The sequence below is a fragment of the Opitutales bacterium genome (assembly GCA_013215165.1).
In the GTDB taxonomy this organism is placed as follows: domain Bacteria; phylum Verrucomicrobiota; class Verrucomicrobiia; order Opitutales; family JABSRG01; genus JABSRG01.
Genome location: JABSRG010000035.1, coordinates 1 through 20,438 on the forward strand (window position 1 = coordinate 1; position 20,438 = coordinate 20,438).

Genomic DNA, 20,438 nt, shown 5'->3' on the forward strand with positions numbered 1-20,438 from the left:
TTTTTGTTTTGTTATCCACTGACCTTCAGTGGTTTAACCGCAACTCGCGATACTTTTTTATGCAAAATCCGGGCTAGGCGGCGGAAGCTGCGATTCAATAATTGTTCAACCTGGAGTGTAGATCAAAGGCGAAACAATCAAAAGCATCTCGTTCTCTTCGCTGAACATCACACCTTCAATACTTCGATCCCCAGACAAAAGTGGCGGCATCGGATCAGGAATGGCACGCATCAACCGGTCAGCAGCCGTGACAGCAACTGCTGTTTTGTGCTTTTCTTGATTTAGGATTACGTAGGCATGTCCAGATTCAAAATCGCTCGGCTTCACTCCAGGATTCCCGAGGATGTCTACCACGCGATACACTTTCTCGCTGAAGACTACTTTTCGAATGACCCCCCCCACTCAGTTGTTCCCGGACTTGACCACTTTGGAGTATACGATCAACTAAATATTGGTGCAGGCCAAATTTTCCCTGTGGAGAATCCACGACCAAAATACCCTCCACGGCCATATTGAGCTTAGATACGATAGACCAACGGATCTCCGTCTGGGTTTGGTGTAGGCTAAGCTGCATGTCTTGACCCGAAAGATTCTCTTTAAGATTATTAATCGCGAACCCAACGTCGTGGCCCATTACAACATCGTTCTCTTCTGATCCTTCGATGATAGCAGCGTTGAATTCGCCTTTGAGCTCCACCTCAAACTGAAGACGACCGGTCAGGATTTTGACTGCGATAAGCAGTTCATCTACCCGCACACTCTCCTCAGATAAATCGCTCATCAAGCGCAACAGTAGCTCTCTGAAAAAAACGGATGACGCGTCATAAATCGCGTCGAATGTAGCGGTCTGACATCGGATTTCTGCGCCCACAGTCGTGAGCTTTACATTCAGGCCAGAATGTTGAAGCACCTCTTTTGCAATGGATTCAAACTTCTTGAGCATCATGCCCGCGGAAGACTCATTCAGACGAATGATACAATTTTGGAGATTATTCAGTGCGCGGTCCAATCCGTTGGCCGCAGCTGCCGCCTTATTGTTTAAACCGCCATACTCACGCCTAAGAAATGCGGCAACATTGATACATCCGTAATTGAGGTCTTTTAGATTCTCTAAAACGTCAGTGATCCGCTGGGTCGGAAGCGTCACAAGGCCACGCTTGCGCTGCCGTGCAAGCGGCCGTGCAATGACATCATTCACAAACTCGACGTCGTCAGCGCCCACCAAGAGTTGGATGCCACTGACAACGAGGCTGAGCAGTGAGAGTTGATACATCATTTTCTCATCAAACTCACCCGTGAGCATACCATATTGCATCCGTGAATTGAGTAAGCTCCATTCTGCTTTCAGCGCCATATGGTAGGTTGCCAAAACAGACTCCACCTCAACCGGGTCGTCGACAAATTCCAAATGGGACACCAAGCCGTCGCGTTTGCTAATTATCCACGCTCTCAAATCCTCCCTTTCCTCAGATGTGCCAGAAAACGCCATCAATTGCTCATCTGCACGCTGGCCAAACACGTCGCTCATCAAGAAGAAGCGGACGCGGCTCATGCTGACGCGGCCATGCTCAGAGCGGTGAGTTGGGGGTGATTCCATCGACATATAAACAGGTAGTTCCAAGGACTAGTGGACAGGCCCAAATGTCGTCCAATTACTCGCCCCACTAAAAGACATTTTTCGAAAATCTAACTCAATTTTACTCAGGCATCCGCGACCTAGTAGACCGAACCTTATTGAAAAGTTCAGTTCATGAGTATCACCGAAAACACATCCATCAATGAGTTCGATGAGTCTTTAGTTGAACAGCTCCACAGCCTCTATGCCGAACAGGCGTTATTGCAGGCCGAGTTGGGAACTTCAGTCACAGAGGAGCTCGTCGCGATCATGAGCAGTTTCGAACAACAGCTCATTCACTGCTACCAGGACAAAGAGCTGTGAGCAGTCCGTTAACCTGAAAACAACCCATCAAATTATCCAAAAATGAGCTTCACCGCCTCACTCCTGCCCAACCTAAATAGACCGCGCACAGGCCGACCAAGCCGATTTCGGTGTGGTCGAAGTTGATGACCAGGGCGTCATCAAACTATATAACAAATACGAGTCAGATCTGGCTTCTATCGCGCCACAAGCTGCTGAGGGGAAGAACTTCTTCACACAGATTGCGCCATGCACCAACAACCGCCTGTTCTATGGACGCTTTCAGGAAGGTGTGCTTAAAAACGAACTCGATTTTGAGATGGACTACGTGTTCACCTACAAAATGAGTCCAACACGCGTGAAAATCCACATGCATCGCGATCCTCGCGATAATCGCAATTGGGTCTTCGTCAAAAAGAACGGATAGGGGTAATTTATCATGACAACCCAAACCGCTACGGCCACAGACTCATTGGTCGAACAGCTCGAGTCCTTGTATGCTGATCGGCAGGAACTGTTTGACCATTTCGGAGTCGCCACGGTCGAGGAAGTGATCGAGGTCATACGCAACATGGAAGACCAGTTGCTTGCTCTCTATGCAGAAGGTGAAAGCCAGCCTAACTCGCCGGAAGAAGAGAGAAATTACAATGGCGAAGAACTGTGGACAAAAATCGAAAACATCTTTGGTGATCTAGCAGCCGTCACAGCAAAGGCTGCCGACGAGTTTGACTTCGGATTCATCCGCATGGACGACCGCGGCACTGTCGAGATCTACAATAAGTGGGAGATGGACCTCGCGAACATGAATCGCTCCGCGGTGCTCAATCGCAATTTCTTCAAAGAGATCGCCCCGTGCACGCACAACCGATTATTCTATCATAACCTACACAAAGCTGCCAAAGAGGGCAGAGCTGTTGACCAAAGGATCGAGTACACGTTTACCTACAAGATGGAACCTACCCCTGTGGATATCCGATTGTTACGCGACCCGACTCGGCGCAAAGCCTATATGCTCATCAAGAGAATGTAGTTTCATCTCAAAGCAGCCCCCTGAATGCATCGACGGAATGTGTCAGGCGGCTGCAGCTATTTATCCCTATTCCACACGGCTCGTGCATAGCCTCAACACACGTTGGCAAAACGAACTCTATGCGCAGATAAAAGAACGCCCCAACCGGCTCTATCTGACACCCGAACGTATCGTACCTCTCGGGTCTATTTGGTCTGGATCAAGAAAGTGGATGCGGCGGCTACGAGCCTCTGGGCTGCGTCCCGGCGACCGCATTTTAGTCGAAGCCGTTCCCAGTGCTACATGTATCAACCTGCTGATCTGCGCGCTTTGGGATCAATACACCTTATGCCCGGTGAACCCAGGCACAGATCTGGAGCTTCACAAACGTACTGTAGATCCCAAAATCGTCCTCAGCCCACGACTTGAAACATGGCATGAAGAAGGAGGCTGCGATGAATCCGATCTCCTCGCCTTACAAGATACACAACATCCCGCAAATGCTGAAATCAGACTTATTCTGCAAACGTCCGGAACAACTGGCACCGCTAAACGCGTAGCGATTTCTGATGAGGGGATATGGGCAAATATCGATGCGCACCGGAATGCCCTGAACCTCAGCCAGAAGCGCATGGCATCTATTCTTCCTTGGCACCACGCCTTTGGCCTCATCCTCGACCTACTTATCGGCCTGCTCGATGCAGAAGAAATCGTGCGCATAACGGATTCTGGGCGCGATATCAACGCTCTCATCAAGCTCTGTAAGGAGCTGGAGATTCAGCACCTCAGCTGTGTCCCAATGACCATCAAAAAAATTGTAGAACACCCAGATGGACTCGATTTTCTAGAAGGACTAGCAGGCGGCATCGTTGGCAGTGCAACGCCTCACACAGCACTCTGTAAAACACTCGGTAGCACGCGCCTTCGTGTGGGCTACGGTCAAACCGAAGCATCCCCAGGTATTCTGCTAGGGGCACCCGGGGAATGGGCAACCCAATACATCGGCCAACCCTGCGGTACCGAGGTATCCGTTGCCTCGGATGGAGAATTGCGCTTTCGAGGCAAAAATCAGTGTCTCGGTTTTTGGGATGACAACACCGGCTTAGAACTACTTCCAAACGGACAATGGATAAGCACCGGCGACCTTGTGGATGCCGCTGACAACAAATTTTATTTCCGAGGGCGCAAGCGCGACTGGTTCAAGCTCAACAACGGTCGCGGCATTCCTGCTGGAAAAATCGAGATCGAGCTAAAATCAAAACTAAGCGGAATAGATGAATGTCTCCTGACAACACCCGACTCTGAATCCCTATTTTTCGCTTACTCAGGCACAGTCGAATCGGAGGCGCTGCTTCATGCTCTCGATGCAGTGCTGGGCAAGCTCACACAACGCCTCCTGCCTCTCTGGAATACATCAGCAAGTGAATGGATTCGCACGCCCAAAGGCGCCTTGGATCGCCATGCAAATCTTAAAAAGCTCCTACCTGACCCTACCCCATGTCCTGCTTAGACAGAGTAACAGCCACAACCCAAACCCGATCGCGACGGAATCTTCAAATCGGCGCGAGACACCGGTTACATCCAGACACCATCGCACAAGCCGCCGCCGATGTGGATAGCCTGCTCGCACTCGATCAAGACGCCGAAAAGGCGATCACACATGCTCATCAGGCTTTTGGTCGAGCGGTTCAGTCAGGACGTGAAATCTACGGTACGACCACTGGATTTGGACCCTTTGTAAAATACGCATCGAGCGGGCGACACTGCGACCTACAGGGTAAAAATCTCATCGCTCACCTTGGCGCTGGCTCGGGAGATCGCACGCCTCTGTGGATTGTCCGCATCGCTCAGATTATTCGCGCCCACTGTATGAGCCAAGGCCGCTCGGGCACCCGCCTCGAAACGGTGCATGCCTACTTAAAACTTTTTAATGATGGGATGGTTCCATCCGTTCCTCAGCTCGGCTCGCTCGGAGCCAGTGGCGACCTGGTTCCGCTCGCTCATATAGTCCGTGCACTGACTGGCGAAACTATGACGGCGCTACTGTCTAAAGAACGTCTATTAGAAGCGGCACCCCAGAAACACTGGTTTACTGAGCGCAACCTACAACCACCCCAGCTATCCTCGCGTGATGCCCTAAGCATGGTAAACGGCACCAGCTTTTCCACAGCTTGGCTCGTAGCTGCCCACCACCAAACCCGCCAACTGATTGAACACGCCGAAACACTCACCGGCTGGCTCTATGCCACCCTCGGAGCCCGTATTGAAGCATTAGACCCACGACTCCACTCCGCGCGCGGTCATCCCAATCAAGTCACCAGTGCAGCGAAAATTCGCCAAGCCCTAGAGGACTTCACACCCAAGACGCGCCCGATGAAGACAGGAGAACGCGCCCTCCAAGAAATCTACTCGGTCCGCTGCGCACCCCAGGTCCTCGGAGCTTGCCGCGACAACCTCGACTTCGCCGAAAATTGCCTCAACAACGAAATCAACGGCATCAGCGACAATCCCGTCATCGATGTCAGTGGCAGCGTAGCTGATCCCATCCACGGGGGAAATTTTTTCGCCCAACAAATCGCCTTCGCCGCAGACCTCCTCAATCTTGCGATCACGCAGACAGCAGCCCTGGCCGAACGTCAAATCGACGCCTTATTCAACCCCGAGATCAACAACGGCGCTCCCCTCCTCCTCGCCTACGAGCCCGGAGCAACCAGCGGCCTAGCAGGCGCCCAGATCACCGCCTCCGCCGTGCTAGCGGAGATGCGCCAACATGCCTACCCCGGATCCATCACCTCGATCCCGACCAACGGCGGCAACCAAGACATCGTGCCCATGGCCAACAACGCCGCACGCAATGCCTATTTCCAATGCAGCAACCTCGCTACAATTTTATCAGTCCTAGCCCGATCCCTAGAGCAATACCGCTTCCTGGCCCAAGAAGGAAAGATCAACACCACACCCACCCGACCCAATTTCATCAGCGCGTGCTGCGCCCCAATCATTCAAGACCGCGCTCTCGAGGAAGAGATTGCTGACATACAGAGCAACTTACTCGATCCAAAATCAAATAAGGAGGACATCTTTAAGGCTGAAGAATAAGACCGTGTACCGCATTATGCGACAGCAGCGTCAAGATGTTGATGCAACAGGGATTGAAGCAGCCGCAAAGCGCATCAGGGGTGCGTCAAAAATTTTCGCTAGATGCGGCTTTGTCGCTCAAAGCGCCAATAATCAGGCAACCCTTAGAGACGATCTTTCGGACAAGCACTAGCGTGCTCGCCATCTTCGCGCTTACGCGCTGCGTCCACTTCGGCAGCCTCTTTTTCCCGGCGGCGTTTTTCTTCCTCGACTACAGCATCGGCCGCCGCTCTGAGCAGCACCAGCCGCGCAAATGGGATTATAGCGATTTGGGGAACGGTAAGCTCACTGACCAAAAAAGAAAAAGCCCTGCTCAACGCGAGCAAAGCAGAAATAGGGAGAAGAAAAGCTGCTAAGGTATCAATTCAAAGCCACCACCGAGCGCTTGTTTTGATGCGTGCTTGTTTTCTTTTTACTCAGAGTTTGGAGTTTTGCTGCTAAGGTATCGTTCAAAAAGATCAAACGCTCTTGACGGCTCATAGCTGACAAACGGGCACCGGTCGCTTCCCGCCATTTACAGGAAGCTTCGATAGCGTCAAATTTCTTCTTCGAGTCCATAAATTAATGATTTAGGACTAACAATACGCACTTCACGGTAACCTCGCAAGAGGTTTGCGGCGTTGAAGGCATTTTCACGCTGAAGGTTCGCTAAGTGCTTAAAATTCCAACTCACAAGATATTCGATCCGCGCCACTGTGCAAATAGCCACATGCTGGGCGTCATCAAAAAACTTCTCCGGCACGATTTCCTGGCTCATGTAAAATTCAGCAAGCTCATCACCTGCTTCACTCGCAAGCAGCAAGGAATCCACGTCAAAGCTACGAGCAAAAAGATCTTTAACCTTCGCTGGAGCACCGCTGATTTCATCCACAGTCACCACCGAGGTGACCATCTCGTAAATGCCTTCTTCGGCTAACTCCCAGAGTCGGCGCGTCTCTTCCTTAAACTCGTCATCAAAGTAACCTCCAATGACAGAGGTATCGATATAGATTTCGAATGCAGGCATGGTTCAACATCAAACGGCTGACGGACCAGAGCCAATCGTTTTCGTCTACGCCGGGTAGGTGCGTTCGTTGAAAAACGAAAAAGCCCCGCTCAACGCGAGCAAGGCCTAAAGGAGAGCTCAACAACTAAGGTAAAAATGCTCAGGTGCGCGTGCGCCAGTAATCAGGACGGCGTTTCACGTGCATGACTGCGATTATCTGCGGACCTTCCCATTCCTCGTTGAAGTGCCCTAAAGTCGCTGACCCCTTTTGCCTTTTCTCTTATCGATCAAGTCTCCGTTATTTCCTACAGAAAGAAGAATTCCCGCGTATTGGCCGTTACTCTTTCTTCAAAAGCTTGGGACTCCATACCAAATAAATTCGCACAAAACTTGGCTATGTGGGCTAAATAGGCGGGTTCATTCGGTTTTCCACGGAGTGGAACTGGCGTCAGATAGGGACAATCCGTCTCGATCATGAGGCGCTCGATGCCTTGTTCCCGCGCAGCTTCGCGGACACTTTCGGCACTTTTATAAGTGATGATCCCCGTGAATGATGCCCGCCCCCCACGCTCATTGAGCTGCTTGACCTGTTCAGGACCTTCGGAAAAACAGTGGAACACTACTTTCCTCCAATCCACGCCCGACTCATCGATAATACGAACGCAGTCATCGAAGGCATTGCGGCTATGGATGACTAGCGGACAGTCTAACTGAAGTGCGATATCCAGCTGGTGCCGGAATGCTTCTTCCTGCATGTCCACTTGCTGAGCGGCGGCGGTTTTGTCATTAGGCAAATGATAGTAATCGAGACCGATCTCTCCTAAGCCAACAGGCGTATGGGGTGGGATGAAAAAACTAGCCAACGCCGACACTTGAGACCACCAGTCCTGATCCACATGGCAGGGATGCATCCCCACAGTATAGCTGATAAAGTCTGGGTAGTCCGCTCGGAGTTGCCGATAAACTGACCAATCGTCCGTGTCCGTTCCGATCGCGACTAAATGTTCCAATCCCTCCGCGCGTGCGCGATCCAGCGTCGCTCCAAGGTCTCCTTTCTTCTGGAAACTCTCGAGATGGCAGTGGCTATCAATTAAAGACATATGGGTGCACTGAATTGAACGATTGCAGAAAAAATGCGAATTTTTTGGAACGATCCACACGATTCGGAGTATTTCAGGACAACATTCTAAGCACTCATGCGCTTCATCACACTCATCCCCTTCTTTTTTATTAGTAGTCTGTGGGCCACACCCACCGACGCATCCAAAATGATGGATGCCCTGCTCACCGCGTATTACCCCATACAGGAACAGTTGGTAAAGTCTGACCAAAGCGAGGCCCAAAAACTCGGGCCGGCATTTCTCCAGGTCCTGACCGAATCCACCTCTAGACTCGAAACAACAACACACGACTCACTGCTACGTGATGCCCAGGCCCTTATCCAGGCAGAGAACCTCGACGACACGCGGCTTCACTTCATGCGCATTTCCCAAACACTGATCAGCATGATCGAGGTTTCCGGTGTCGACCAGGTATCCGCCTACCAAGTCCGCTGCGAATGCATGCAGCCTTACTTTCCTGCTGACGGTGCAACCTGGCTGCAGGCTACTGAACAAATCTATAATCCCTACTGGGGCAGCCGGATGCTCCACTGCGGCCTTCCCGAAGCAGAATATTCGGCAGCAAAGCCGACACCGGAGTGACGTTGACACAGTTTCCTCAACTTGGATACTCCAACGCTTCATGGAACCCGCTGACTCTTTTAGCCTCGAATTTGAAAAACCGATCCGCGATCTCACCGAACAGCGCGATCGGCTGATGCAGGTATCAGAAGAAAACGAGATCGACGTATCCCTCGAAATCCAGGCTATCGAGCGGAAGATAGAGACAACCAAAAACGAGATCTACTCCCAGCTGACGAATTGGCAACGCGTCCAGATCGCTCGCCACCCGGCACGTCCTTACTCGCTCGATTATATCGGTGCTCTGTTTGATGATTTCCAAGAACTTCACGGAGACCGTCGTTTTCGTGACGATGCCGCGATCATCGGAGGATTCGCCCAGTTTCAAGGGCAATCCGTGATGGTCATCGGCCAACAAAAAGGGCGCAACACCAAGGAAAACCTCCACCGCAATTTTGGATGTGCCAACCCAGAGGGCTATCGAAAAGCCCTGCGGCTCATGAAGCTCGCGGAGAAATTTAAACTCCCGGTCATCACTTTCATCGACACTCCAGGAGCCTATCCGGGCATTGGTTCGGAAGAGCGACACGTAGCCGAGGCTATCGCGCTCAATATTATGGAAATGAGTGCCCTGGAGACCCCCATCATCTCATTTGTCATAGGCGAAGGCGGTTCAGGCGGCGCACTGGGGATGGCCGTTGCCGACCAGGTCTTTATCCTGGAAAACGCCTGGTATTCGGTGATCTCTCCAGAGGGCTGCGCAGCCATCCTTTGGAAAGACCGCACCAAAGTGAAAGATGCCGCTCAGGCACTGAAAGTCACAGCAGAGCACGTGAAACAATTTGGCATTGCCGACGCCATTATCCCCGAACCACTCGGCGGCGCACAAAACGACCCAGAATCCGTTTTTGATCATCTTCGCGACACCCTGAACAAAGCCCTCAGCAAGCTCGGAACTAGCCCGATCGAAACCGTCCTTGAGGATCGTTATCAAAAATACCGCAAACTCGGCCCCTTCATCGAGGCGGTCGAAACCACCGAAAGCGACTCTGTCAGCGCCGCAGGATAACCACATCCTGATGGTTGCCGATAACCGCTGGGTGTACTGCCTCGACCTCTAGCACCGAGGACCAATGCGCACGCACATACTCAGCCGTGTGCAGGGACCCGCGATAGTGCTCAAGCTCGCCGAAAACCGCTTCTAAGTCTCGGCTGGGTCCCAAATCGAAAAACCCCCGCTCAAACCATTGCGCCCAAGCGCTATCCGGTAGATCAAATCGCGCGGCGCTGGCGAGTCCGTGAACGGTTACGAGGGTTACGCCACCTGGACGCAAGAGGCGTTTAAGCTCAGATAACCAGCGAAACTGCGCTTCCTCACCGAGATGAGTGAAAACAGAGATGCCAAAGATGAGATCGAAGGAAGCATCCTCAAACGGAGTGGGCGGCTCCAGATCACAACCCAGCCAGGCTTCACCTTTACCGAGATGCTGATGGCACCAAGCCGCGTTTTCATGATCAATGTCTACGCCATGCATGCGCCAATCGGGACGATTGAGCCAACGAGACACACGGCCACAACCACACCCCCAATCGAGTACCTCCACTAAGCCTTTTGGCCCAAGATATTGATCGCCGAGAGCCGCGATCTTTTGTGCTGCTGAGTGGCCTTCGATAAAAAAGGGGGCCAGGTCGCGACCTCCGTGCACCCGGAAACGCAACTCGGCATCTGGGATTGGCAAGCGAGTCGAAATCAAATCAGTCGGCCCAGAGAAACCCTGTAATTTATCCCCACCCTTTCGCGTTAACTGCCATCTCTTATCTTTGCTACAAATCTCAATCCGAAACCCTTTCGGCTCGGACGACGGGAAAAATGCGAACAACGCATCGAGATCTGGCCGCTCAAAACGCTGTATATTTACGATCTCACCCGCAGTTTCCAAAGCAAACAGAGGCACGCCTCTATCGAGACTCCAGCCCTCCAAAAAAAGGCGCTCTTCCTCCACACTCATGTCGTCCACGCACCACCCGGCTGATGCGAGCGCCTCTGTCTTCAATGCCTCCCAATTTTGCACTGAGCAGAAATAGAGAATTTGATCGCAACGAACCAGCAAGAAAACCTAGCCAGCTCCGTCTTAATGACACAACCTTTTCACATGACCCCCAGTCACTCAGACATCCATGTCAGGGTGGAGGACATCTCCAAGCTCTACCCCATCCATCAAAGTGCCGCGCACGTATTAGGCCGCCGGGTAGGCTCATTATTCAGACAAACAACGCCAAAGAAAAACACCGTACACCGCGCCTTGGAAAACATCTCCTTTGAGCTGCAGCGCGGCGATTCGCTGGGGATAGTCGGCCGCAATGGTTCGGGAAAAAGCACGCTTCTCCAAATGATAGCGGGCACCTTGAGCCCTAGCTCCGGCAGTCTCTCGACGTTGGGCCGTATAGCAGCGATTCTTGAGCTGGGCGCTGGGTTTCATCCCGATTTTACCGGCCGCGAAAACGCTGTACTGCAGTTGGCCATCCTGGGATTTTCCGCAGATCAAGCAGCCGAACGCATGGAAGCCGTCGAAGCTTTTGCGGACATTGGAAAGTTTTTCGAAGAACCCATCAAAACGTATAGCAGTGGGATGCTCGTGCGGCTCGCCTTTGGCGTTATTGCGCACTCTGAGCCAGACATCCTGATCGTCGATGAGGCGCTCGCTGTAGGGGACGCCCTGTTTGTCCAAAAGTGTTTGCGCTTCATCGAGGCGTTCCGCAAAGACGGTATCTTACTCTTCGTTTCCCACAGCACCAGTGCAGTGCGCACACACTGTGATCGGGCCCTCTGGATCCACTCAGGGCAAGCGCACATGATGGGGCCCTCGAATCAGGTGACTGAGGCTTATATTGAAGCATTTTTTAATGAGAATAATAAACAGGTTGAGGCGAGTATAGATGCGCTGTCGGATGCCGATTCGGAGGAACAGAAGAAGCCCGTGAAGTTGCCGACTACCGTAATTCCAGCTTCTCGAAATAGCCCCCGCATCGATATGCGACGGGCATTCATCAATGGGTCGAACCTGAGGAACGATCTTAAAGTGATACCCTTTGATCGCGAAGAGGCTCAGTCTTTTGGTAATCGAGGAGCACGGATCGAAGATGTCGATCTGCTAAATGAGAAGGGACAAGCCTTGAGCCACTGCGTCGGGGGAGAACGCGTCTGCCTGCGTGTGGTGGTCACGTGTTATCGTTTACTGAAATCACCTATCGTTGGATTCTTTGTGCGCAACAGCGTCGGCTTAGAGATTTTTGGGGATAACACTTTCCTGAGTAGCCAGATGGACGGTAAAAGCCCATCGGTCCAACCAGGCCAGCTCCTGTCCGCGCGCTTCGATTTTGAAATGCCGATCCTCCCTGAGGGTAATTATACGATGACCATCTCAATCGCTGACGGAGATGAGCACACCCACATTCAGCATGAATGGATTCACGACGCCATCGCCTTCGAATCCTTGAGTTCGAGTGTTTGCACCTGCCTCGTAGGCATCCCTATGGAAAAGATCGTCCTGAAGACGGGGCACAACATTGAGGACGTGGAGTGAAGCTACCCGAGGATTTGCCCAGTCGGACCCCACTGCATCCTCCACTTGTCGGTGCTGGAGCCTGGTCAGGACACCTTCCCTTCGCCTACGATTTGGTATGGGCATTGCAACCAAGACACATTGTTGAACTCGGCGTCGACCGTGGGGAATCGCTGCTCGCATTTTCTCATGCGGCTCAACTTTATTCTCTGGAAACCTCGATCCTTGGTGTCGATTCTTGGAAGGGTGATACCCATGCCGGGAGTTCTTCCATACACCTGATGGAGTCTGTGTTGTCTGATTTAGACGCCCTCGACTTTCCTGGAACGCGCATCGCACGCAGCTACTTTGCTCAAGCCTTGGGGGATGAAAAAGACGGATCCATCGACCTCCTGCACATCGACGGTCTGCACACCTACGAAGCTGTCATGCGCGACTGGAATGATGCCCATGCCAAGCTCTCGGATCGTGCAGTGGTGTTGTTTCATGACACGCAGGTCGTTGGGGGTGAGTTCGGAGTGCACCGAGCTTTTGAAGAAATCGTTGGCGACGGCGAACAAGTCACCTTCAACCACTTCTTTGGGCTGGGTGTCTTGCGAATTGGAACGGCACAGGGCGAGCGTTTTGAGCACTTTTGGGACTGGCTGAGAAATAATTTTTCGCAGGCTGATCAGCACTATCGAGAGGCCTTTGAGGGCATGGCAACTTTACCTAATGCAGACCAAGCTCGACTGCGACATACGGCAGGCGTTGCTGAACCTTTTGACACCCCTTCGGCAGAGAGACTTAACATACCGGTAGATGCTGTGCCGGTGCCGTTCAAACGGCCAGGTAACCCCTTGGCACCCGCCTATGAAGCGACGAAAAACCTAGCCCCGGCTACAGGTAGCATGTTCACGATTTTAATGCCTATTCATGAGCCGGAGATCGGCTGGCTCGAAGAGGCGATCGACAGCGTAATGCAGCAGACGATCTCGACCTGGGAACTCATCCTGATCGACGATGGCAATGCCCCCGAAATCGCCAGCGTGCTCACCGAACTCTGCCAGCAGGATGAGCGGCTCAAATTACTCCGCAACACGACGAACCTCCACATTGCAGGAGCACTGAATCGGGGCATGAGTATCGCCAATGGAGACTGGGTGTTCGCACTGGATCAGGATGATAGAATATATCCGGATGCGCTTGAATTGCTCTTGTGTTACATGCGTGAGTATCCAGATGCCCAGCTCATCTACAGCGATGAGGAGAAAATGGATGCGTCGGGAGAAGAACGCTTTGAGCCCTACCACAAGCCAGGTTTTCAGCCAGAACTCCTCGGCACCCAAAATTACTTCAACCACATCACCTGCTATCGAAGAGAACTTGTAAGTAGCATTGGAGGCTATCCTAAACACATCCCGGGCTGCCACGATTGGGGGCTCGCTTTGAAAGCCTCTCGGGCTGTTTATGCCGATAATGTGATACATCTGCCCTATACCCTTTACCAGTGGCGCAGCCATGAACGCTCCACTGCAGAGACAGTAGAAGCTAAGCCCTATGTGCTCGATTCTGCTAAGAAATGCGCGCAGGAATACTGGGGCAATCAATGGGATGTCAGTCTCAGCGAAGCCGGATATATTCAACTGATTTTCTGCGAAACGAAAGAAGCTTCACAGCTCCAATGGAACCCAGGCGAGCGTATTGTCACGCTGCGTAAAGAAGCAGATAGTTTTAACTCAGAGTATTGTTATATCTGGCCCAACAATGACTCATTAGACAGCGCAGTAGTGAATCAGCTTTCAGGATTTGCATCACTCAACGAAATCGCCTGCGCCGTCCCCTACCTCGTCCGCAACGGGAATTTTATAGATAATGCCTATGCCTTCGATGCGTCCGGGCAGCTACGTCCGGTCCATGACAGCGAAGAAATTGCAGCAAACGGATATTTCCATCATCGACGACTCCCGATCAACCCAGATGCTATCGAGCTTTCATACGCTGTATTTCAGCGAGAACGCTTGCTAGCACTGTTGGAGAGAATCGACGGAGAGCTGAACCATGGCTCGCTCGTAGCGGCGATGCGCGAACTCTGGCTGAGGCCGATTCTAGTGCCGATACAGATTGAGACTACCAGCGAAATCCAGCGCTTACCCATGGGGAATTTAAGCGACAAAACGTTTAGCAGGAAACACCCGCGTTCACCTCAACGCATGGACCGTCCGTTTACGGGCTTGCGTAGCCAGCGCCATAAATGAGTGGGTGTTGTGGAGCAGCGACATATCAAACACTTTGCCACAGAACTTGTAGTGGCCGCGTTGTTTGTGAAGCACGCCATGTTGGCCTGACTGAAGTCGCACGGCCTTCTGCTTGCGGCCCAATTCGAAGTCAGACTCCCAAAAATTTTCGATGATGCACACCTGCTCCCAATGAGACTTCATCATCTTCCACAGATCTAGATACTGGAACTCGTCCTTGTGGAATGGATTGGGGCTACCCGGCTCACCTGGAGAAAACATTTCTTTGTTGGGAGTCCCAATCATCACCCAACCGTCATCCTTCAGCACCCGTGCCTTCTCGGATAGAGCACGCTCAGGATCTTCAAGATGCTCTAGATTTTCCGAAGAGACGACCACATCGAAGCTGCGATCCTCAAACTTCAGCTCATGGGCATCCATTTGAGCGAATGAGCCAAAAGCTCCAAATTTACACTCAGACATGCTCACTGCCCCCGGATCATAATCGACTCCAAAATACTCCGAGCATCCCCCTTCCGTTCGCAATAATTCTGACCCGTAGCCGGCACCGCAACCGACATCCAACACAGATGCCCCCGACACCTGATGCGCGAAGAAAACATATACTTTGCGGTGATTTTCGAAATTCCAATCCGGATTCTCCGGCGAGACGCGCTCCTCAATCATCACGCTCTTTACCGGGGTTTCGCTTGCGCTCATGGGCCTTAAAAACACGCACCATGGTTTCTAATCCCATAGATTCCGGAGTCCTCGTCACCTGTTGCACACTAAAACGCGCGCCGACCAAGGAGAATCGCTGGATGCCTCGGCGCTCACTTTCAAACTCTACAAATCGCTCCTTTATGTGAACCGATGCCAAGGTCACCCCCTCCCATTCTGGCACTCCATCTCCTTCCTTCAGCCAATGCGAACGTCCATGTTTCTCATCGTATATCGAGCACAGCAGAGCCTCCTCAGTATGGAAAAACCCTTTCAATTGAAATGGAAAGTCTTCAGCCCAAACGCAATTTAGGAGAAATATGAGGGGCACTAGACTGCATCTTTGCAAGAAGGACATCGCTCAGCACTATACAGATATATCGGCACAAAAAAAGCCCCGGGTAGATACCCAGGGCTTAAATCTAGATCAATAAGAGAGGAGTCGCTTACTCAGAAACCGAGTTTGCGTAACCCAGGTCATAGGCCTCAACGAGGACTTCGCCCGAATCGGTATCTGTTTCGCCGGAAACAACAACTGCATAGGATCCAGCGTCAAGAGTCAGGATAGCTGCGGTATCTGTTGAAAGAACTGGCGCAACTGCTGAGGGAAATGTCGTAGAAGAATCGAAATCATCAACTACAGCAACTGAAACGAATTCAGTTCCGTTAAAACGAAATAGAGTCATTGTAGGGTCTTCGAGGGTATCTACACCTTCGTCAGAGATAGACTTAGCAGCAAGATACATATCGGTCGTCGCGGTCAGGATGAATCCAACGTTAACCTCTGCACCAGGATTTACCGTCAAACGCGAAGACACTGCTGTAATTGAACTAGTCTCGGCTCCAGAAGTATCTGCAAGAAACCCATACTCATCCAGAGCTGTCCAACCAGCGATCCAAAGCTCAGCATTCGGATCAAATGCTCCGCGATATCCGGTCTGAACGAAGAAGTCACCATCTGGAACAGCTGCAGCACCATAAATGGCTGGGCTGTCGGCCGATGGACGAGGATCCAAAGTGCCGTCACCAGCGATCGAGATGGAGTTCAAGAGAGGATTGGTGACTTCGTTGTTCCCCGCAGTAATCACTGAGGTAATATCAACATTGTCGCCCGTCAAATCCTGGATTCCCGCAACCGTGTTATTGTCTGATACTGAAGACCACCAGATTCCATTAACGAAATTAAGGCGATCAAGAGAGAGGTCTTCAGAGATGTCAGACTCGATAAGAAAGAGTTTATCGAAGTTGGTGAAGATGGAATTGTAATATTCACTACCAGCATTGTCTCGGATATTAAGAGCAGTGTTTTCTCCCCAACCGATAGCAGTCACGTTTGCCAAAACACCTTCTCCAAGTGGAGTTGCTTCGAATTTTGGTGAAGTGGCACCGTCGTGCTCACCAGCCTTGTCCCCTGCATCTTCAGTAGCTTCACGCTGAATGTGGAAGACGAACTGCATTTTACCGCGCCAGCCTTGATCATAATCAACACCGTCGTCGTATCCAAAGGCGTTGACAAAATACTTCACGTCTACAGTTCCACCGAAGAATTCAATCGCATCATCCTTATTCGCGAAAACCTCGATGAACTCGATAGTCGTTTCTGATCCCACACCACCAAGGGTGAGACCGTTGATCTCATTGTCGGCACCAACTACTGAGCCCCCATGGCGAATGCTGACATAACGGAGAGTTCCTGAATTATCGTCATCATCACTTCCACCAAAGGTAATTAATTCTTCAATTCCAGCTCCCTCAAATCCCTCGATCTGGTCGGTAATGGGATCAGTAAAAGTGGTCTCACTGTCAGCGCGTGAGTTGATTGACGCGTCACCTAAGATAATTAGACCACCCCATAATGCCGCGTCATCTGCCGTGAGGTCGCCCTCCTGAGCCAGAATAGAAGTAAAGACGATCGGAGCATCTGCAGTTCCCTGAGCGTCGATCGTCGAGCCGACTGTAATAATGAGAGCAGACGCGGGCTCGGTCTCCTCACCATATATTGTAGTTCCAGCTTCGATGGTCAGCTCTGCTCCCTCGGTGACAAAAATTTGCCCGTCGAGAACGTAGGTATTGTCTGCCGACCAAGTTGTATCCGTCGTGATGTTTTCACTAACGGTGATTTCCGCTGCAAAAGCTGCAGTTACAGAGAAAGCAGCAGAGGTTATTAGTTTCGTGATTGAGTTATTCATGGTCATTTTGGATTTCTAATTAACTGATTGCTAATTAAAAGAGTAGGAGGCCCCTATCGAGAAGCTCATACCTCGTGAATAGGAGGAGTAAATAATCTCCTCATTTTGTAATGAAACAGTCTTTTCAAAGTCAGGGTCTAAAAGGTTCTCCGCTTTTAGCTTTAAGCTCCATCGATCGCCGAGCTGTTTTGAAATAATAAGATCTAGGTTTGGAGCAGGTTGTTCAAAAACGTCAGGGAGTGGTCCTGATGTAACAAGGTCCAAGCTCTCTCCCACTATGTTGAATGCCAAAGTGGCAACCAGCCCCCATTCAGGGTTATTATAGGTAGTATCAAGATTAAATGTATATTGAGATTGCCCAACCAATTCTCTTATACTTTCGAAATCCGGTATAACGCTTCTTAGTGATGCGAGTTCGTCATCAGGAATACTAACCTCGGAATCTATGTAAGCGAAATTAGTTCCAAAACTCCAATTTGAAAGTGCATCAGAGATAAATCCAAGGCCCTTGCGAAACTCGATTTCCACACCTTGGACTTTTCCCTCCTCAACGTTTTGGGGCGTGATAGCGCCCGTAGAATCAAGGATTTGCTCTATCGGGTTAGCCAGTTCTTTGTAAAAAAGGCTTACCGCTATGATTTCACCGTCATTTGGAAACCACTCCCAACGGAGATCAAAATTGTCTATCTCGGTAAGCTCCAAGTTGGGATTTCCTCGATAAACCTGATCGGTGAAATTATCTGAAATACGAATATCCGTTAGCTCTTTATATGTAGGTCGAGCCATCGTTTTCCCGTAGGCAAAACGCAAATTCTGTCGCTCATTAATAGAGTAGACCAAGCTAAACGCTGGCAAAAAGCTTTCTTCCTCTAATAGACCTGCCTCCGCAAGCGTATTTGTTGGCGTAGTCTTAATATCAGTAGTTTCAAAACGCGCCCCTGTGATCACGCGAAAATCCTCAAAAAATTTGAAGTCCACCATAGCATAGGCTGCTTTTATAACTTGCTTTCCTGTATAGTTATTAAGTGTAGATGCGCGCTCAATAACGTTTCCGAATTCAACACTGTCTTCTGTTCTTTCTGTAATACCCACAGGGTTGGGGTAGTTGAAAAGTGACTCCTCAGAATTGGGAGATATCCTGAAGTTAAATGAATCTTCTATGCGGTTACGGTCGCCATAGCCATATAGCCCTCCGAACTTTAAGCTGAGATCTAAATCCCTGAACTGCTTAAAATTGTAAGTCATATCAACAGAAAGTTCCGAATTCCGGTCAGTCAGATCGCGAAATATCCGAGATGAATCAGAACCTGAACGATCTTCAAAAACCCCATCTGCCATATTGTAGCGATAGCCAAATGCTCGATAATCAGGCTGCTGCTGCGTACTTCTAGCCAGCGATAGTTGCCACTCCATTTTCCACTCGTCGTCTTCTCCCCAAACTGACTCCGTAGCCAACTGCACAGATGAAAGAGAACGTTCCGTGTAGATAATGTCGTAAACAGCGTTCAAGAGACTAACTGCATCGTTTGGATCTTCTCCGATTCCTCGCCGGACATTATCGTCGCCGGACTGATTGTGAAAAAGATCCAGTGTAATTTTGTGAGACTCCGAAGGCTTGAAAGCTAACTTTCCGAACAACCCCCAGTTCACAGACTGTGTCGATGAGGTCGTTCCCAAAGGTTGAATGCCTAGATCAGTATTTTCTAAATTCGCAAAACTTTCGCCAAATCCAGAGCTGTAATCCGACAGATTTGTTGAAAAAATTCGGTTATATTGAACTTCCGTTCCTTCAAAATCCAGAGCCTGAAATCGATTTGTGATCCCGTCATCATAAAACGATGAACTCGCATCATATGTCAGGCTAAAAATGTAACCTAGTTGCTTTTCACTCTCGAAATCGAATCGATCGCCAAATGCAACTGAGAATCCACCATTTGGAAGAGCGTTGTCTTCCGAGGGGAAATAAGTGTCGTTTGAAAAAGCACGTGTGGCCGAATTCAGTTCTTCGGCCAATGAGAAATCTCCAGAACGTGCCAGTATCTGTGCCCGACGGGGTGAGGGTATCTCCTCTGGTAAACTAGAAGGGAGCTCACGACTACCGTCGTCCATGCCCAGCCAATCAGTTCCTCCTCCAGGAACGACAAGTATATCTTTTCCAGTAGTTTTTGTATTGTAGCTTAGAGAACCAGAAACCTTATAAAACCACCCATCAGGAAAATCCTTAGTTTTGATGTTTACGGATCCTCCAGAGAAGGCACCCGGCTGATCCGGTGTGAAAGACTTGCTTGTTACAATGCTCTCGAGGAGATCACTGGGAAACTGATCAATCTGAACTGCACGACGGTCGGGATCTGAACTAGGGATAGACGCTCCGTTCAGTAGGGTGTTTGAATACCTATCTCCAAGTCCACGGATGACTACATATTTGCCATCCTGGACCGACGCACCTGTAACCTTTGTCATTGCCTCAGCCGCATCTCCTAACCCCAGACTTGAGAATAAATCTGAACCAATCGCATCACTTACGGATGCGGACTTCTGTCGGTCAGCGAGGAGCGCCAGGGAATTTGAGACGACCGCTTCATACTCCACAACGAAGGCTTCGAGTTCGACAACACCTTCTTCAAGAAGTTTATCGGCTTCTGATACCGCACGGGGCAAACCCAGCTCCAAGGGAGAGGTGACGCCTGCTTCGACTATCACATTATCCACCTGGATCACTTGGTAGCCATCACGATCAAACGTGACATTCACACTGCCAGTAGGAATATCCTCCAGGCTGTAGCGGCCATCCAAGTCGGTAGTCGCACTTATCCCCGTTCCCTCTACGACTACTTTCGCACCGATGAGGGGCATAGCGGTATCAAGATCAACTACCAGACCAGCGATCCTTCCAGTGGCAGCAACGGCTTCTGTATCTTGTGAAAAAGTTTGAGTCACGCCTGCGATGCAAAGCGCACCGCAGAAAGCGAGTAATCGGGAGAGTAATGTGTGCATAGATCTAGAAGCGCCTAAAGA

The 20,438-nt window shown here is 50.7% G+C and carries 20 protein-coding genes; 10 read left to right on the top strand and 10 right to left on the bottom strand.

Annotation, left to right across the window (positions count from 1 at the left end; translation table 11 throughout):
* Nucleotides 1–105 precede the first annotated feature (105 nt).
* Nucleotides 106–354 carry a hypothetical protein gene (locus HRU10_08760; protein NRA27325.1) on the bottom strand — a complete coding sequence of 83 codons (249 nt, stop codon included), beginning with the start codon at nucleotides 352–354 and terminating at the stop codon, nucleotides 106–108.
* Nucleotides 308–1,597, bottom strand: a complete 1,290-nt coding sequence (locus HRU10_08765; GenBank protein NRA27326.1) for a hypothetical protein — start codon at nucleotides 1,595–1,597, stop codon at nucleotides 308–310. Before HRU10_08765 ends, HRU10_08760 begins: the two co-directional genes overlap by 47 nt.
* A gap of 153 nt (nucleotides 1,598–1,750) precedes the next feature.
* Here HRU10_08765 and HRU10_08770 point away from each other — a divergent pair, with 153 nt between their 5' ends.
* The 6 genes from HRU10_08770 to HRU10_08795 all read left to right on the top strand — a co-directional run bounded on the left by HRU10_08770 (nucleotide 1,751) and on the right by HRU10_08795 (nucleotide 6,421).
* Nucleotides 1,751–1,939: a hypothetical protein gene (locus HRU10_08770; GenBank protein NRA27327.1), complete on the top strand. Its 189-nt coding sequence runs from the start codon at nucleotides 1,751–1,753 to the stop codon at nucleotides 1,937–1,939.
* Nucleotides 1,940–2,015: 76 nt separating this feature from the next.
* Nucleotides 2,016–2,345, top strand: a complete 330-nt coding sequence (locus HRU10_08775; protein NRA27328.1) for a PAS domain-containing protein — start codon at nucleotides 2,016–2,018, stop codon at nucleotides 2,343–2,345.
* Nucleotides 2,346–2,357: 12 nt separating this feature from the next.
* Nucleotides 2,358–2,948: a hypothetical protein gene (locus HRU10_08780; GenBank protein NRA27329.1), complete on the top strand. Its 591-nt coding sequence runs from the start codon at nucleotides 2,358–2,360 to the stop codon at nucleotides 2,946–2,948.
* A gap of 37 nt (nucleotides 2,949–2,985) precedes the next feature.
* Entirely contained in the window at nucleotides 2,986–4,437 is a 1,452-nt protein-coding gene (locus tag HRU10_08785; GenBank protein NRA27330.1) for an acyl--CoA ligase, read from the top strand.
* 101 nt (nucleotides 4,438–4,538) lie between these two features.
* Nucleotides 4,539–6,026: an aromatic amino acid lyase gene (locus HRU10_08790; protein ID NRA27331.1), complete on the top strand. Its 1,488-nt coding sequence runs from the start codon at nucleotides 4,539–4,541 to the stop codon at nucleotides 6,024–6,026.
* A 173-nt stretch (nucleotides 6,027–6,199) separates the two neighbouring features.
* Nucleotides 6,200–6,421 (top strand): hypothetical protein, encoded by a 222-nt coding sequence (locus HRU10_08795; protein ID NRA27332.1) that lies wholly within the window; start codon nucleotides 6,200–6,202, stop codon nucleotides 6,419–6,421.
* Between the two features lie 4 nt (nucleotides 6,422–6,425).
* Here the strand turns inward: HRU10_08795 and HRU10_08800 are convergent, their stop codons facing one another.
* The 3 genes from HRU10_08800 to HRU10_08810 all read right to left on the bottom strand — a co-directional run bounded on the left by HRU10_08800 (nucleotide 6,426) and on the right by HRU10_08810 (nucleotide 8,150).
* A complete protein-coding gene (locus HRU10_08800) occupies nucleotides 6,426–6,623 on the bottom strand; it encodes a hypothetical protein (protein ID NRA27333.1) in 198 nt (65 codons plus the stop codon).
* Nucleotides 6,601–7,071: a PIN domain protein gene (locus HRU10_08805; protein ID NRA27334.1), complete on the bottom strand. Its 471-nt coding sequence runs from the start codon at nucleotides 7,069–7,071 to the stop codon at nucleotides 6,601–6,603. Before HRU10_08805 ends, HRU10_08800 begins: the two co-directional genes overlap by 23 nt.
* A gap of 284 nt (nucleotides 7,072–7,355) precedes the next feature.
* Nucleotides 7,356–8,150: a TatD family hydrolase gene (locus HRU10_08810; GenBank protein NRA27335.1), complete on the bottom strand. Its 795-nt coding sequence runs from the start codon at nucleotides 8,148–8,150 to the stop codon at nucleotides 7,356–7,358.
* Between the two features lie 96 nt (nucleotides 8,151–8,246).
* On the opposite strand from HRU10_08810, the gene HRU10_08815 reads away from it, so the two are divergent.
* Nucleotides 8,247–8,753, top strand: coding sequence for a DUF3347 domain-containing protein (locus HRU10_08815; GenBank protein ID NRA27336.1), 507 nt, complete (start codon nucleotides 8,247–8,249; stop codon nucleotides 8,751–8,753).
* 40 nt (nucleotides 8,754–8,793) lie between these two features.
* Nucleotides 8,794–9,801 (top strand): acetyl-CoA carboxylase carboxyltransferase subunit alpha, encoded by a 1,008-nt coding sequence (locus tag HRU10_08820; protein ID NRA27337.1) that lies wholly within the window; start codon nucleotides 8,794–8,796, stop codon nucleotides 9,799–9,801.
* Here the strand turns inward: HRU10_08820 and HRU10_08825 are convergent.
* Nucleotides 9,785–10,741: a class I SAM-dependent methyltransferase gene (locus HRU10_08825; GenBank protein ID NRA27338.1), complete on the bottom strand. Its 957-nt coding sequence runs from the start codon at nucleotides 10,739–10,741 to the stop codon at nucleotides 9,785–9,787. The two genes, HRU10_08820 and HRU10_08825, sit on opposite strands and share 17 nt — an antisense overlap.
* A gap of 144 nt (nucleotides 10,742–10,885) precedes the next feature.
* Between HRU10_08825 and HRU10_08830 the strand changes: the two genes are divergently transcribed.
* Both HRU10_08830 and HRU10_08835 read left to right on the top strand, forming a co-directional pair.
* Nucleotides 10,886–12,316, top strand: coding sequence for an ABC transporter ATP-binding protein (locus HRU10_08830; protein ID NRA27339.1), 1,431 nt, complete (start codon nucleotides 10,886–10,888; stop codon nucleotides 12,314–12,316).
* A complete protein-coding gene (locus HRU10_08835; protein NRA27340.1) occupies nucleotides 12,313–14,532 on the top strand; it encodes a glycosyltransferase in 2,220 nt (739 codons plus the stop codon). Before HRU10_08830 ends, HRU10_08835 begins: the two co-directional genes overlap by 4 nt.
* Here HRU10_08835 and HRU10_08840 read toward each other — a convergent pair.
* The 4 genes from HRU10_08840 to HRU10_08855 form a co-directional block, all read right to left on the bottom strand.
* Complete coding sequence (locus tag HRU10_08840; GenBank protein NRA27341.1) at nucleotides 14,476–15,231, bottom strand: class I SAM-dependent methyltransferase; 756 nt, start codon at nucleotides 15,229–15,231, stop codon at nucleotides 14,476–14,478. The genes HRU10_08835 and HRU10_08840 overlap by 57 nt on opposite strands.
* Nucleotides 15,191–15,562 (bottom strand): hypothetical protein, encoded by a 372-nt coding sequence (locus tag HRU10_08845; GenBank protein NRA27342.1) that lies wholly within the window; start codon nucleotides 15,560–15,562, stop codon nucleotides 15,191–15,193. Before HRU10_08845 ends, HRU10_08840 begins: the two co-directional genes overlap by 41 nt.
* Before the next feature lie 115 nt (nucleotides 15,563–15,677).
* Nucleotides 15,678–17,420 carry a T9SS C-terminal target domain-containing protein gene (locus HRU10_08850; protein NRA27343.1) on the bottom strand — a complete coding sequence of 581 codons (1,743 nt, stop codon included), beginning with the start codon at nucleotides 17,418–17,420 and terminating at the stop codon, nucleotides 15,678–15,680.
* A 30-nt stretch (nucleotides 17,421–17,450) separates the two neighbouring features.
* The gene (locus tag HRU10_08855; protein ID NRA27344.1) at nucleotides 17,451–20,417 is read right to left on the bottom strand and encodes a TonB-dependent receptor; all 2,967 of its coding nucleotides are present in this window, start codon (nucleotides 20,415–20,417) and stop codon (nucleotides 17,451–17,453) included.
* Nucleotides 20,418–20,438: the final 21 nt, after the last annotated feature.